Source organism: Actinomadura sp. NPDC048032 (genome assembly GCF_040653175.1).
Lineage (GTDB): Bacteria > Actinomycetota > Actinomycetes > Streptosporangiales > Streptosporangiaceae > Spirillospora > Spirillospora verrucosospora.
In genome coordinates this window covers 9,727-23,943 of the sequence record NZ_JBEZJP010000088.1, presented here as the reverse complement: position 1 = coordinate 23,943, position 14,217 = coordinate 9,727, and the positions used below count along the sequence as shown (strand labels likewise).

Genomic DNA, 14,217 nt, shown 5'->3' with positions numbered 1-14,217 from the left:
GGCGGTCGTGGGTGCCGACGCATTCGGCGGCTTTGGTGGCGTACTTGGCGATGTAGCCCGCCACGGCGGTATCGGTGAGTTCCCCTGTGGTGGTGATCGGCCGCACGTCGACCTGTGAGCCCCACGCATGTGTCAGGGCCGGGACACCGCCCGCTGCCGGAGCTGAGACGGTGACCGCGCCCGCCGCGTGGTCGACGGCGGCTTTGAGGAGGTCGAGGGTGGCCCAGGCGGGCGGTGATGCGTGGGGGCCGCCGGGTCCGTCGAGGCGGATGACAGCGTGGAAGTGGACCAGGCCACGCCGCTGGTATTCGGCGACCTTGGCGAACGACACCGTCAGCACGTCCCGCAGGTCGGCCACGCGCAGGCCCGCTGACCGGGCGACGTAGCGCCGGAAGGCCAGGGCGAACCGGCGCCACAGCTCAGGGGCGTGGGCGTTCCAGAGAACCGCGCCCGCGTAGTCGAAGCAGTCCGGGCAGATCGGTTGCCCGAGCCGTGGGTCTCCGTCGCTGTGCCGGACGGTGCAGGAGACAGGCCGCCCGTGCGGACACGTCCCGCCGTCGCGCCGGGGACGGCAGGCGACCACGCCGCCGGCCTTGCCGGTGCGGCGGGAGTGGACGGGCCCGAATGAGGGCGCGGTGAGTGTGACGAACGCCGCCGGGTGTCGGGTGACGGTGTCCGGGACGCCCTTGCCGCCGACCAGGCCCGCGCGGACGAGTTGGTAGGTGTCGGCGCGGTAGGTCTCAGCGCAAGCAGGGCACCGCGACGCGCGCCGGGTTTTGCACGCCACCCGCAGCGTCCCGCCCGGCTCTTGCGCGGTGGAGTAGTGCCGGAGGATCTCACCGGTCTGCGGATCCAGGTGAGTGACGCGGCCGCGGAGGTGGACGGGTTGGGCGCATCCTCCGGTGGAGTGTGCGCGGCGGGCCCAGGCGCGGAAGTCGGCGCGGTTGTACCGGTTGGCCATGTCACGCGCGGCCACACCGTTAATGAGCGGTGCCGGGGCGGGATCGGGCACGATGAACGGGTCTCCTGCCTGTCTGTTGGGATGGGTGGGTGATGGGCCCGGCGTGGCCGCACTTGCTTGCCGGCGACGGCGGCCACGCCGGGGACTACAAGGCCGACACCAGAAGCGAGAGCGCGTCGGCGAGCAGGGCCAGGCCCTCGAAGACAGCGCGGACGGCTTGCGCGGCGGATCCGGGATGCCGGAGGGCGAACAGGCCCAGGACCAGCCAAAAGAAGGCGAAGGCGCAGCGGCGCAGGAACATCGGGCGGGCTCCTGTCAGGTGTGGCCGTGGCCGTTGCAGTCGGAGCAGGTGGACCCGTCGGAGGCGACCCCGCCCCCGCCGCACGTCCCGCACTTCCACCCGCACACGCCCCAGCGGCGACGAGTGGGCCGAGCGCGCATCAGGCCGCCCGCCCCTCGTCGCCGCCCTGGTCGGGGTCGAGGAGGATGTTGTGGCGGTAGCTGGTGTAGGCGTCGTACTCGTCGTGGCGTCGCTTGGGGACGTGGACGATGCCGTAGGTGATGCGGCCGAAGGTCTTTTCGGCGCTGTAGTGGCCACCCTCGGAGCGCTTGTCGGCGACTTCGGCGCCGAGCAGCGCGGCGACCTTGTCGACCATGGCGACCGCAACGGCCTCGTCCTCGGCGCGGGTGTAGACGTTGTACTCCCTGCCGTACTCGTTGATCGGGACGGCGGGGTTGGCCTCCAGGAAGTCAGCGAGGGCGCGCAGGCCGGTGATGGTCTGGTGACGGGCGAACAGGTCACCGGGCACAGGAAGGGAAGCCTGGCCGGTCGGGTTGGTGGACGAGGTCATGGCGGGTTCCTCCAGTGCTCAGGAGACGGACGCGGTTGCGTGGGGCTGGTCGGTGCGGAGCTGGCGGAGCAGGTCTGAGGCGAGCTGGTTGGAGACGCCGAGCCGGGCGCGCAGCGCGTCACGGGTGATCGGCCGCCCGTGCCGACTTTCGTGCTCGGAGGCGACGCGGCGCGCGAAGTCGACCAGCGGAGCCGCCGGAGCGGGAGCAGGCGAGGGCACCGCGGATTCCTCGGCGGCCGGAACCGGGGCCGGGGTCGGAACGGGGACGGGGATGGAGGTCTGGCCGTCCTGCCCGTCCCGGGCACCGTCGCGGGGCTCGTCCTGGGCAGCGGGGACGGCAGCAGCGGCGACGGTGGGGAGTTCGTCCTCCCACACCACCCACGAGGACGACGAGGACGAGCCGGACGACGACGAGGACGAGGCCGGAGCCGGGTCGGGACGGCCGAAGGACTCCGGGACGGGCGAGGTGTGAGCCACCGCCCGGGTGCCGGCCTTTCGGCGCTCCAGCATCGACACCGCAACCAGGAACGCGCCCGCCGGAGTCCCGGCAGTGATCCAGCCCCAGACCGACGGGTCGGCCTGCGCGAGGTTGGCGGCCAGCGACAGCAGGATCCCGCCGACCAGGACAATGGTCGGCCAGGACAGCCGCCCCGACTCTCGCCCGGTGTTCTTGTCCCGCTGGCGTTCCGCGGCGGCCATGACGCAGGTCAGGTCGATGCAGACCGCGATGGCCCAGGCCATCCACCCGCGCTGACCGTGCTCGGTCGCGGTGTCGCGGATGTGGGTGAACGACCCGGCCGCCGCAATAGCGGCCAGTACGACGACCGGCGCGGAGTCGGCCACCGCCCCGGCGAGCCGCCGCATCACGCCGCCCGCCGGTCGGTGACGAGCGCGAGCAGGGCGACCAGTTCGGGGTCACAGCGGTGGACGTCGGCCCACTCGTCGGCCTCAACCGAGGACGAGGAGGCGAACGACTCGGCGCACTGCTGGCACCGGGCGACGTGCAGGGACCGAAACTCGTCCCACTCGACCCCGACCGGCCACACATCCCAGGACGACACCGCGCCCGTCCGAGACGAGCCCGAGGACGACGGCGAGGACGGGGACGAGGGGGACGCGAGGGCGACGAATCGGGGACGAGGGCGGGGACGGAGGGGACGGACACGGGCGACCATCGGGCAGCCTCCAGGAACGGTTTCAGGCATGGGTCGGGTAGGGACGCGGCGCGATCAGGGCTCACGCCAAGCCGGGAAGAGAAGGGGCCGGGCCGGTTACGCGGCGGGGCGGACAACCGGGATGGAGCCGACGAGGGTCTCCCAGGCCGGGGTCAGGTGTGCGTAGTCGCGCGCGGCTTGCTCGGCCTCGTGTTCGGGGACGTAGACCGAGCGTGCCCGGTGCCACGAGCCGTCTTGCCCGGCGACGATGCACACGCCCGGAGTCTCAGCCGGGATGACGCGGGCGGCGTCCAGGGCCGCGGGGTCGAGGTCGCCGAGGGCCATGTTCGCCGTCTCCGGGTCGTTGACCCGGTGGCACACCCGCCCGGACAGCTGAGCTCGCAGCGCGGTCACGCCGGGCCCGAGGTCGGAGCCGACGCGCTGACCGCACACGACGAGGTAGACGGCGAACGCCCGGCCGAGCTGGGCGACCCGTAGCAGCGCGGTAGCGGTCTTGGCCACCTCGTCTTTCTCGCTCTTGTCGGCCATGAGGAACAGTTCGGCGACCTCGTCCACCAGGACCACGATGGGCATCGGCCGAAGATCCTCCGGCAGCGTCCACACGTTGCGCGCACCAAAGGCGCGGCAGGTGGCCATGCGGTTCTCGACCTCCCCCACCAGGTCGGCCAGCAGATCGACCGACTCTTTGCGGGTCGTGGCCAGTGCCGAAAGCCGAGGCGCGTAGGGGGTGAACTCGACGCCGCCCTTGAGGTCGAAGCCCGCCAGGGCGACCGGTTGCGGCGCCAATCCCTTGAGCAGGGCGTTGGCCAGGTTCGACTTCCCGGACTGAGTCGCGCCGACGTTCAGCCAGTGCGGCACCGTGCGGAAGTCGATCACCCAGTCACGACCGTTCTCCAGCTTCCCCGGACGCACGTTCAGCAGCTCACCGGTTTCTGGCTCGGTGACCACCTCGACCAGCGGGTCACGCATCGTCGCCCACAAGGTGACGCGACCGGGCCAGACATCGACCACCCGGACCGAGTGCACGCGCCAGGCGTGCGCGATCCCCTCCGCGGCTTTCTCGTAGTCGGCGGGGACTTGCCCGTCGTGCAGGCGCAGCCGCATCCGCCACCCCAGCCGAGTAGGCCGCAGCAGCCCGAGGCGAGGCGAGCGCTCGACATCGACCCGCCGCACCCGCCGCTTATGCTCGACCACCGTCGCCGCCGACCGCGAAGCAGGACCCACCACGGGGATAGCGTCCAAGGTGAGGCGGAACCGGCGCCGGTTGCGGGTGAGCTTGCAGCCCGAGGCGACGTGATGCCACGTCAGGTACACCAGCACCGCCCGGGCCGGGAACCCGACGCCGTACCAGAACGACACCGGGTGATACCGGCGCCAGGCCCAGAGCCCGGCCGCCGCAGCGGCCAGGACCCCGAGCACCAGGACGAAGTCAGTCATGACGGCAGCCCCGTTCAGGCCACGCCCGCCGGAGCGGACGAGTCCGACGAGGAACCCGACGACCGAGCGGCGGAGACGGGGACGATGCGGTCGGCGCGGTAGGCCACACCCCACCGCTTCTCACCACCCAGAACCGCCTCCCAGGGGAACGCGACCAGCCCGACCGGCGTCACGACCTCCCCGATCGTTATCGCCTGGTCGCCGGTTACCGCCACCTGGAGCAGGTCCACCCGCCCCATGGAATCGGCAGCCGACAGGCCAACCGTGAACACCGTCTGACCGTTGCGGTCCGTCTTCACCTCCCCTGTGTCCTGGTTGACGAGCTTCGGACGCGGCGGCGACACGCAGACGAACGTCAGCGCCGACACGTCGACCGGAATGTTGCGCACGAAGTACCTCCGCTGTCGATCCCCCTAGACAGTTCAAGTCGCCTGTTCGGGAGTCCTTGTCTAGGGGGGTGTACAGCAAAGGTAAGCGATGAAAGGCAGGACTGTCTAGGGGGGTCTACAGAACTCTGTGACTTAGTTTCCGGAGACCCACAAGACCGCAGTGGCATCGTCGGACGCCTTGCCGCGTGGCCACCGCGTTCCCTGCGGATCGGACGCCTCTGCTTCCCGCGTCCGGGTGATCAGTTCGGCCGGTCCGTCCTTGCGGAGCACCGCGAGCAGCTCAGGCCAGCTCATCAGGTCGAAGCTGTCGACCAGCCGGCTAGCGCCATCGCTCAGGAGCGCAACCGCGCCGAGCTCGCTGAGCGGTGTCGATCCTGCGAGAGCCTGTCCGGCCGCTTCCGGTTTCGTGCTCGCCACCCAGAAGCCGCCCGCCTGGTTGCGGTAGGCGGCGAGCTGCTCGACTCGGCCCCGCAGTCGCTCGGAATGCTCGCCGCTGCCCACCGCGGGCAGTTCGCCCGGCTCGCCCAGACGAGCGATCACCTCTGCGAGCCGATCATCAGTGATGACCGCCGGCTCCTGGTCGACCAGATCCAGGACGACCACGGCGTCCGAGAGCACCAGGTAATCGAGGCGTTCCCCGCTCACCCTCGCAAGCGCGACCGTGGCCGAGGGGGACCCAGGATGCCCGAGATCACAAGTCCCGGCATGCAGCGCATTAACACGCTCGATGCCAACGGCGAGCGCCTCGTCCAGGCCGACGCCGACGTCCGTAGCAGCACCTAGAAGGAGTCCGCCCAGGTTTCGCGCGTACCAGGCAACCGAGTGCACGCACCCAGAGCCCACGCCCGCCGGCGTCCCCGCCCCGTCCACGACGACGAACAACCCCGGCGCAGCCGCCGCGAAGTCTTCGTTGTCCCGGTCCGGACGTCCCGGCTCGCTGGCGATCTGTACGCGCATCCGTCCCTCGTCAGCTAGCCGCCTCGTCGTGCCGGTAGATCGGGGTCAGCAACTCCGTCCGCACCGGCTCATGGGTGTCCGCGGTGTACTCGGTGCCGACCACGACCGAGAACCGTTCGTTGCCGACCTGCCCCCACAGGCTCCCGATATCCGTGGTCAGCAGATGGACCACACCGAGCGACCCCTCAGGGTGAATACCGGCGACAGCCAGGAAGCTTCCCTTGCCGTCCGGCCGAGGCAGCCGCCCCAGGTACCCCACGTCGTAGTTTCGGGCCGGACGCTCTTCCTGCCCCGACCGATAGCCGTTGCCAGTCCGAGTGTCCCGCAGCAGCCAACCGACCTCGTCCCGCTCCCACGCAAGAACGGGATCCTTGCCGTACGCCTCCTGCATCGCGGGCGACATCCGAGGCCCGCAGATCACCAGCATTCCAGCCCGGTTGAGGTCGATCCCGCCATCAAGCCCGACGTGATCAGACTTCACGGTCAGGTCGAACGTTCGCGCCAGGTCTTCCAAAGCCTGCCCGGTCTTCAGGTCGTCCAGCGCGACATACGTCCGATCACTCGCAGGGTCAGGCCGCAGGGGAGTCACCACGATCACCTCACCCGCTCCCAGGAACGCGCCCTCAGGCGCCGGCCCCGTGTGCCGGATCTGGTGGATACGTCCGCGGCTCAGCCCCGCCGCTTGTGCGATCTGCGCGTACGACATCCCCTGCGCGTGCAAGTCCTGGATCAGACGCCGCCTCAGCCGCGCCAACTCCGTGACCTCCTGCTGAGCCTCCGCCAGACGTTCAGTCGCAGCGCGCAGCAGCTCATACGGGTCGTCTATCTGCGCGATGCGCTCCAACTCGCCTGGCATGACACCCCCTCCGGAGTCCACCAGTGAGTCTAGGACCCTAGACAAGGTGCCGGATAGCTCATGGCCAGTCGAGGAGCTGACAGTGCGCAAACGCCGCCGACGGCGCGGTATCGGCGGACCGCTCACACCGCCGCGCCGACGACGTCCGCCCAGACACGCCGCCCGACGCGTACCGCCTCCGTCCCCCAGGCTTTGGAGACCGCGTCGACGATCAGCAGGCCTCGCCCGGAGACAGCATCAGCGCTCGCAGGCCCACCGCAGAGGACCGGGGGAGTCTGCGCCCCGAGATCGACCACCGCCACCCGGACGTGCTCCGGATGCGCCTCCAGCTCCAGGATGAAGTGCCCCCCATCCTCACCGCTCGCCGTGTGCTGCACGGCGTTCGTACAGAGCTCGCTGACCACGAGCTCCACTGTCGTAACTAGATCGTCCGGTACCCGCTCGACGACGAGCGCCCGAGAGAAGGCCCTTGCGTCGCTGATCGATCCGAGTCGGCCCTCGAACAGACGAGACCAGCGCGTCACGTCGATCACCACCCGCGCGTCTAGGGGGCTACACACCCCGAGGAACACGCAGCGTATGCCAGATTCGGAGATCTATTCAATACGTTCAGTGAATAGAGCCTAGGGCGTTCCGAAGCTCAGCGGCCGCCCTCGCCACCAGAACGCGCGCCTCGTCACCGAACACCGCGGCCCGCTCGAACTCCTCGAAGATTTCCGCGTACACCGCCACCTCCTCGGCGTCGGCCAAGGTCAGCTCACGCGTAAACGTCTCCACCGTGACGGCCGCCTGGTCGTACAGCGCGAACCCATGCAGCGGCACCCGAGGCATCACACCCTCAGGAACCACACCCAACCGCACATGCGCCCACCTCGAAGCCTCAGCCAGGTAGGCGAGCTGGTCAACCATGCCTTCACCCGACCCCGGCCAAGTCCGCAAAGCAGCCTCAGCAACCACGAGCACCAACCGCCGTGCCCCATTGCGAGCCAGCGAAGCCCACGCGTCAGCATCCCGGCTGGCCCCCGCAATGGCAGCGAACTCCGCCGTCCAAACCAGCCGAGGCAGCACAACCGCTCCGAACGCCCGGACGAGCTCAGCCTCACGAGCCCACTCGACGCCGACCCCAGACCGGAACGACACTCCAGCATCAACCCGACGAGCCGCAGTCTCCTCGTACGCCACCCGCACCAACCTGACGAGCCGCTCAGCTTCCGCCGGCCCCAACTCCAACGCCCCGAACAACCGAGCCACAACATCAGGGTCAGAGACCCGCCGCCCCGTCTCCACCCGAGACACCGTCGACTGAGGAACCCCAGCCCGCGAAGCCAGACCAACCCCGGACAACCCAGCAGCCACCCGAAGCCGCCGCAACTCCTGCCCGATCTCCCGCAGCCGCTCAGCACCCATAACCGAGCGTTCTACCACCCGGACACGGGCCCCACAGCCACACGAGAGCCCAGACCGTAAATCCCCAGGTCAACGGGCTATATCCGTGCCGGATGAGAACTTTCTCTACGTCTTCAAGGGCGCCCGCTCCGCGGCCGCCGGGCGGCCGCGCCCGGCTCTGCGCGCCGGGCATGCGGCCTGTTCCGTCCGGTCCCGCCGCGCAGCCCGGCCACGGCCGCCCTGCGTCAGCGGCAACGGTGAGAAGACAAGACGACAATCAAGTCAGCGTGACGAAGATCAGGCGCTACTGGTATGGACGCAGGTGATCGGAACTGTTGGTTACTCGATGACGGGGGCGTCGAGCCCAAATCAGGCGGTAAGCCTGTTGTGTCCTAAAGAGGTCATGAACCGGGCTTGGTGTCTCTGTCTAGAGATACAGTAGTTCCTCCTTGTCTGTGTCCACTGGGGGACTAGTCCTTGTCTCAATACGAACTAGGGCGAGCTGCGATCGAGCGCTTCACCCGAGAGGTGGACGAGCTGGCAGCCCGGAACGGCAACGAGGCCACGACGCGTCTCGCAGCGATAGATCGCCTTTTGTTGGACTGCCTGGGATGGGCGGCCGATGAGATCAACTGCGAAGAGTATCAAGAAGGTGATCGGCTCGACTACGTCTTGGGTCGGCCTCAAAGGCTTGCAGTAGTCGAAGCTAAGCGTATTGGCCTCCATTTCGAACTGCCGGCTGGAGTAGTTGGTGAGCGTGAGATAGCGCTCAGGACCATACACGAGACCAGCGAAACGAATCGTGAGGCAATTGAGCAGGTCCTTCGTTACTCAGCATCCGGTGGAATAGCCGTTGCCGTACTGTGCAACGGGGCCCAATTGATCTTGTTCCTGGGTAGCCGACAAGATGGCATTGCGCCGCTGATGGGTCGTGCAATTCTCTACTCCAGCCCCGCCGAGATGGAGGCACGATTCACGGAACTTTGGGATTACCTTTCTCCCGTTGGCTTGCGTGATGGCAATCTACGGCGGCGGCTAGCCAGGCGCGGTACGACCACCCCTCCGCCTGAAAGGCTGTCCGCTCGCATCCCGAGCTACCCCGGCTTCCGGCGACGTAGTGAACTTGAGACGGATCTCGGTATCCTTGGTGACCTCTTCCTGCAAGATCTAGTACAGGAAAAAGAAGTCTCGGATGAATTTCTGCGTGAGTGCTACTGCGCAAGCGGCCCTCTGTCTCAATACTCCGTTGTCAGTAAGGAAATCTTGAGGGCTAGATATGCTGGATTGCAATCATCTCTACAAATAAAAAATGTAGCCGACAAGAAAGGGACGACCCCTTCGCTAAAGCCTGAAGTGCTGTCGGCTGCCCTCACTCGACGGCCCGTGATCTTGCTGGGTGACGTTGGGGTTGGGAAGACCATCTTCCTCAAGCATCTTGTGCGCGTGGACGCTGCCGACGTTCTGGACAACACAGTTGTCATATACGTCGACTTTCTCCGCGAGTCGTTTCTCCTGGAAGACGTGAGACAATATTTGGTCGACACGGTCACATCTGCAATTGATAACGACTTGAATGTCGACATCTATGAAGCCCGGTTTGTCAGGGCTGTCTACAATCGGGAGCTGAATCAGTTCAGGAGAGGAATCGACTCCATCCTTCTGGAGGCTGATGACAAAGATTTTCAACGTGAAGAGCTTGCGATGCTGAGGAAGCATGTTCAGGATGGCTTGCAGCATGTCCGGAGAAGTCTTGAACACCTCCGAGGCACACAGGGTCGTGACTTCCTTCTGATCCTCGACAATCTTGACCATCACGACGATGCGTTCCAGGAGAGCGTCTTCGTGATGGGGCAGAGCTTGGCCCAAACCTGGCCAGTCGCGGTATTTCTCTCGCTACGTCCCGACACCTTCTTCAAGTCGAAGCGGCGAGGCTCGCTTGCGGCCTATCAGCCGCGAGTCTTTGCGGTGCCGCCACCTCGCGTCGACTCTGTGATACAGAAACGTCTCGAATTTGCCAGACGTCAATTGGTAGAGACGGGACGTTTGGATATATTTCCGCAAGGCATGACGCTTGACTCGGATAATCTGCTCGTCTATCTAGATGTGCTCATAGATGCTTTTAGGAGTAATCGTGATCTGGTGACGATGATAGACAATCTCTCTTCAGGGAATGTGCGCCAGGCCCTTGACTTTATTTCTACCTTTGTGGGTAGCGGCTATGTCTCCACGGCTCGCATATTGGATGCACACACGCGTGGGCGCAGGTATGTCGTTCCACTTCATGAATTTATGCGCGCGATCCTTTTCGGTGAATTCGACTACTATGATCCTCGGGCTTCCGCAGTTGCCAATGTCTTTGATATCACCACAAATGACGGTCGCGAGCACTTTCTCTTGCTTGCATTGTTGGCGGCGACAGAGTCACGGGGGGAGGCGGTGCCCAATGGTTTCGTAGAGTTCGAGGTTCTCTATGAACACCTACAGTCTCTCGGCTATCTGCCCGGGCAGATTGACGCGCAGAGGGAGCGGGGAATCGCACGCAAGTTGCTTGAACCGAGCCGAGACGGTGAAGACGCCCGATCGATCCGCATCACGGCCTCGGGCAGCTATATGCACAAACATATGGTTAGATTTTTTTCCTATGTGGATGCCATGGTGGTTGATACGCCTATCATCGACTCGCGCGTCCGTGCGAATATACGAAACGTCATGCCGATTGAAGATCGGCTGGAGAGGGCGAAGATTTTCGTAAGTTATCTTGACACTCAGTGGTCGTTTGCCGAAGGTGACACAACGTTCTACTGGCCAGACGCTAGTGCGGCACTTGTAAATGACATCGATGAAATTTCATATCGTGCTGCGCGTGCTCGGGACAGATCCACTTACCCATTGACGTGAACGCATCTTCGCTCTAGGCTGCAAGTATCGAGCTGCCATGTCGCCTACTGAGGGAGTCGGGGATGTGAGCTTCAGGTCTGATGAAGCGGTCCGTGTGCTCTGCACCGGGCCGCTTTCGCATGTCAGCGGCTCGACGGCAGGTTGACAGCCCTACTGAGGAACCAAGGGGCTGATGCTGTTCTGGATCCTCCCGCCTGGAACCCTGTCCGTGCGAGGCGGCCTGTCACACCCGCTCGGGACCCGGTCGCGACGCGGTGGTCACCGGCTCGATCCAGTGTGCTGGATTGAGACCCGCGAGCGAGCGAGAAGCGGCAGGTGAGAGCGGTTGGACTGTAGACCCTTCGCCGGCATGGTTCCGATGGTGAAAGCGGCTCGACCACTAGGCCGTTCGCCAGCTGAGCGAGCCTGAAGCGGGGGCTTCGCAGCCCCCAGCCCCCCGCGGGCCGGAGGGCACGCCCGCGCGAAACTGTCTGTTACACCGTCTCGCCGTTCGCGCGGGCGCACCCTCCGGGACGGTGTGCGTGCTAACGCGGGTGCTAACAACGGGCCTGGATGACCTTGGACTGGCGTGGAAGTGCCGGAGGTTGCGCCGCTGGTCAGAGGACGGATGCGGACGGGCCTGGATGGGTCTGATCTTGCTACGGATCAGAAGGTTAGGGGTTCGAATCCCTTCGGGTGCACATGGCTTAGAGGCCCCTTCCGGTTTCGGAAGGGGCCTTTTGTGTGCCGTGCCTGGTAGGGGGTGTGTGGGCGTCTCTGTGTGGGTCAGGCCTTGTTGGTGGTGGTCCAGCGGGTTTGGTGGCCTGAGGGGCGCGGGAGTGTGCCGTGGGCGAGGATCTGTTCGTGGATCTGGTCCAGGGCGGTGTGGAGCGGTCCGAGCAGGGTCGGGTCGAGTCCGTCGAAGAACATCTGCTTCACCAGGGCGGCGTGGCCCGGGGTGGCCCGGCGCAGCGCGTCCCGGCCCTGTGAGGTGAGGACCGCGTCGGTCCCTCGGGCGTCGGTGCTCGACGGGCGGCGCGCGACCAGGCCGCGTGCTTCCATGCGCAGCACCTGGTGGGAGAGCCGGCTCCGCTCCCAGCCGATGCGGACCGCCAGGTCGCTGAGCTGCAGCCGCTGGTCGGCAGAGTCGGCCAGGGCGTTCAGGACGTGGAAGTCCTGGTGGGAGAGGCCGCCGTCGGCCTGCAGCTCGCGATTGATCTCGTAGTTGAGCCGGAGCGCCACCCGCATGTAGGCGAACCAGGTCGCCTCCTGCTCGGCGGTCAGCCCGCTGTGGGCCGGCTCGTCCGCGCTGTCCCCCAGGTCGTTCGGCATGCGGGCTCCTCTACGTGGCGCGGCGCTCAGGCTAGCCGATGCCGCATCTCCAGGAACAAGTGCGTGGCGAGCAGTGTTAAACCGCGATGCGTGACATGTCACGTAAATCAAGGAGGTAGATGTGACTAAGGCAGTCGTGCTCAGCGACTACGGCTCCCCGGACGGGCTGGTTCCGGGTGAGGTCGAGATCGGTCCGCCGGGGGCGGAGCAGATCCGCGTGAACGTGGAGTTCGCCGGGGTCGGGCCGACGGACCTGGCCATCAGGTCGGGCCGCCTGAAGGGCGCGTTCGGTGCCCGTCCGGGTTCCGTGCTCGGGTTCGAGGCGGCCGGCGTGGTGGACGCGGTCGGCTCCTCGGTGATCGACGTGCGGCCAGGTGATGCGGTCGCGGTCTTCCTGCCCGAACTCGGCGGTTACGCCGGGCAGGTGCTGGCCCGTTACTGGGTGCGGGTTCCGCGGTCGGTCGGCGCCCAGGCGGCCGCGGCGCTGCCGGCCTCTGGGGAGGCGGCGGCACGGGTCGTGGACGAGGTCGGCGTCGCGGCGGGCGAGACCGTGTTGATCGTCGGTGCGGCGGGGTCGGTCGGGCTGATCGCAAGCCAACTCGCCGTCGCGCGCGGGGCGGAGGTGGTCGCCGCGGTCCGTCCCGGGGACTTCGACCTCATGGCGAGTGTGGGCGCCGCTCCGGTGGCTTACGGGCCCGAGCTGGTGGCGAACGTCCGGGCCGTCGCGCCGTCGGTGGACGCGGTCATCGACGTCTCCGGCGCCGGTGTCCTCGGCGCCGCGGTCGAGCTGGCCGGCGGACCTGGCCGGGTGGTCACTCTTTCGGATCCGCACGCCGCCGACTTCGCCGTCCGGCTGTCCGGGCCGGACGGGCCACGCATCACGTCGCGGTTGGAAGCCGTCATGGAACTGCTGGCCGCCGGGCGGCTGACGCTGCGCTCGCAGAGCGTCGCCCCGCTGATGGACGCCGCGCAGGTCCACCGCGGCATGGAAAACGGTGGGCTGCGGACCAAGGTCCTGCTTTCCACGCAGGTCTGAAACCTGGAACAGGAGTAGTCATGGGACAGCTGGACAACAAGGTGGCCCTGGTCACCGGGGGCACGTCGGGCATCGGAAGGGCGACGGCGCAGCGGTTCGCGGACGAGGGCGCGTTCGTCTTCGTCACCGGCCGCAGGCAGGCGGAACTCGATGCGACGGTCAAGGCACTCGGTGATCGAGGCCGGGGAGTTCGCGCGGATGTGTCGAGCGCCGAGGACCTCGACGAGCTCTATGCGCAGATCCGCGGGGAGGGACGCGGTCTCGACGTGCTGTTCGCCAATGCCGGCGGCGGGACGTTCGCGACCCTGGCCGACGTCACTCCGGAGCACTTCGACGAGACGTTCTCGATCAACGTGCGCGGCACGCTGTTCACGGTGCAGAAGGCTCTTCCGCTGCTCAACCCGGGCGCATCGGTCATCCTGGCCGGCTCGACCGCGGCCACCAGCGGCACCGCGGCGTTCGGGGTCTACGCGGCGAGCAAGGCCGCGATCCGGTCGTTCGCCCGCACCTGGGCGGTCGAGCTCGCCGACCGGGGCGTCCGGGTGAACGCGATCGTGCCGGGGCCGATCGACACCGAGGGGCTGCGGGGCCTGGCGCCCGACGCCGCCTCGGCCGACGGGCTCGTCCGGCAGTTGGGCAGTGCCCTTCCGCTCGGCCGGCCCGGTCGTCCCGAGGAGGTCGCCGGCGCCGTGCTCTTCCTCGCCTCGGGCCAGAGCAGTTTCGTCACCGGCAGCGAGTTGTTCGTCGATGGCGGTGACGAGCAACAGTAGCCCGCGCGCAACCGGTTGCCCGGGCGTCACTCGAAGCGGGAGGCACCGGTTCGGGCTCGCGTGGAGGTCGCGTCGCGAGTCCGAACCGGGCTTCGTTCGCGTGGGGACGGGGCCAAGGCCGCTCTGGGGGTCAGCGGCCCAGTGCTCGGCGGACGGTGAGGTGGTGGCGGGTTCTGAGGCGGCGGAGTTC

15 protein-coding genes and 1 pseudogene are annotated in these 14,217 nt (G+C 67.1%); 3 read left to right on the top strand and 13 right to left on the bottom strand.

Annotated elements, in window-relative coordinates; all coding sequences use genetic code 11:
- The 12 genes and pseudogenes from AB0C69_RS14880 to AB0C69_RS14825 all read right to left on the bottom strand — a co-directional run.
- The coding region (locus AB0C69_RS14880; RefSeq protein ID WP_360353689.1) for a replication initiator at positions 1 to 976 on the bottom strand (976 nt) is incomplete at its 3' end.
- A 130-nt stretch (positions 977 to 1,106) separates the two neighbouring features.
- Complete coding sequence (locus tag AB0C69_RS14875; RefSeq protein WP_360353687.1) at positions 1,107 to 1,262, bottom strand: hypothetical protein; 156 nt, start codon at positions 1,260 to 1,262, stop codon at positions 1,107 to 1,109.
- Positions 1,263 to 1,401: 139 nt separating this feature from the next.
- Positions 1,402 to 1,812 carry a hypothetical protein gene (locus AB0C69_RS14870; RefSeq protein WP_360353686.1) on the bottom strand — a complete coding sequence of 137 codons (411 nt, stop codon included), beginning with the start codon at positions 1,810 to 1,812 and terminating at the stop codon, positions 1,402 to 1,404.
- An 18-nt stretch (positions 1,813 to 1,830) separates the two neighbouring features.
- On the bottom strand, positions 1,831 to 2,676 hold the full coding sequence (locus AB0C69_RS14865; protein ID WP_360353684.1) for a DUF2637 domain-containing protein: 846 nt from the start codon (positions 2,674 to 2,676) through the stop codon (positions 1,831 to 1,833).
- Positions 2,676 to 2,873, bottom strand: coding sequence for a hypothetical protein (locus AB0C69_RS14860; protein ID WP_360353682.1), 198 nt, complete (start codon positions 2,871 to 2,873; stop codon positions 2,676 to 2,678). Before AB0C69_RS14860 ends, AB0C69_RS14865 begins: the two co-directional genes overlap by 1 nt.
- Before the next feature lie 210 nt (positions 2,874 to 3,083).
- Positions 3,084 to 4,424, bottom strand: coding sequence for an FtsK/SpoIIIE domain-containing protein (locus AB0C69_RS14855; protein ID WP_360353680.1), 1,341 nt, complete (start codon positions 4,422 to 4,424; stop codon positions 3,084 to 3,086).
- Positions 4,425 to 4,438: 14 nt separating this feature from the next.
- Positions 4,439 to 4,813 (bottom strand): hypothetical protein, encoded by a 375-nt coding sequence (locus AB0C69_RS14850; protein ID WP_360353678.1) that lies wholly within the window; start codon positions 4,811 to 4,813, stop codon positions 4,439 to 4,441.
- Positions 4,814 to 4,945: 132 nt separating this feature from the next.
- On the bottom strand, positions 4,946 to 5,770 hold the full coding sequence (locus tag AB0C69_RS14845; RefSeq protein ID WP_360353676.1) for an integrase: 825 nt from the start codon (positions 5,768 to 5,770) through the stop codon (positions 4,946 to 4,948).
- Between the two features lie 10 nt (positions 5,771 to 5,780).
- Positions 5,781 to 6,626 carry a sigma-70 family RNA polymerase sigma factor gene (locus tag AB0C69_RS14840; RefSeq protein ID WP_353831348.1) on the bottom strand — a complete coding sequence of 282 codons (846 nt, stop codon included), beginning with the start codon at positions 6,624 to 6,626 and terminating at the stop codon, positions 5,781 to 5,783.
- Between the two features lie 122 nt (positions 6,627 to 6,748).
- Positions 6,749 to 7,159, bottom strand: a complete 411-nt coding sequence (locus tag AB0C69_RS14835) for an ATP-binding protein (protein WP_360353674.1) — start codon at positions 7,157 to 7,159, stop codon at positions 6,749 to 6,751.
- Between the two features lie 76 nt (positions 7,160 to 7,235).
- Positions 7,236 to 7,808, bottom strand: a complete 573-nt coding sequence (locus tag AB0C69_RS14830) for a Scr1 family TA system antitoxin-like transcriptional regulator (RefSeq protein ID WP_360353691.1) — start codon at positions 7,806 to 7,808, stop codon at positions 7,236 to 7,238.
- 27 nt (positions 7,809 to 7,835) lie between these two features.
- Positions 7,836 to 8,033: pseudogene (locus tag AB0C69_RS14825) on the bottom strand (helix-turn-helix transcriptional regulator); the annotation flags it as partial.
- A 507-nt stretch (positions 8,034 to 8,540) separates the two neighbouring features.
- On the opposite strand from AB0C69_RS14825, the gene AB0C69_RS14820 reads away from it, so the two are divergent.
- Positions 8,541 to 10,910, top strand: a complete 2,370-nt coding sequence (locus AB0C69_RS14820; RefSeq protein ID WP_360353672.1) for a hypothetical protein — start codon at positions 8,541 to 8,543, stop codon at positions 10,908 to 10,910.
- 765 nt (positions 10,911 to 11,675) lie between these two features.
- Here AB0C69_RS14820 and AB0C69_RS14815 read toward each other — a convergent pair.
- The gene (locus AB0C69_RS14815) at positions 11,676 to 12,221 is read right to left on the bottom strand and encodes a MarR family transcriptional regulator (protein WP_353831582.1); all 546 of its coding nucleotides are present in this window, start codon (positions 12,219 to 12,221) and stop codon (positions 11,676 to 11,678) included.
- Between the two features lie 121 nt (positions 12,222 to 12,342).
- On the opposite strand from AB0C69_RS14815, the gene AB0C69_RS14810 reads away from it, so the two are divergent.
- Together AB0C69_RS14810 and AB0C69_RS14805 are read left to right on the top strand one after the other, a co-directional pair.
- The gene (locus AB0C69_RS14810) at positions 12,343 to 13,257 is read left to right on the top strand and encodes an NADP-dependent oxidoreductase (RefSeq protein ID WP_360353669.1); all 915 of its coding nucleotides are present in this window, start codon (positions 12,343 to 12,345) and stop codon (positions 13,255 to 13,257) included.
- A gap of 20 nt (positions 13,258 to 13,277) precedes the next feature.
- On the top strand, positions 13,278 to 14,027 hold the full coding sequence (locus tag AB0C69_RS14805; RefSeq protein ID WP_345171468.1) for an SDR family oxidoreductase: 750 nt from the start codon (positions 13,278 to 13,280) through the stop codon (positions 14,025 to 14,027).
- The last annotated feature ends 190 nt before the right edge of the window (positions 14,028 to 14,217 follow it).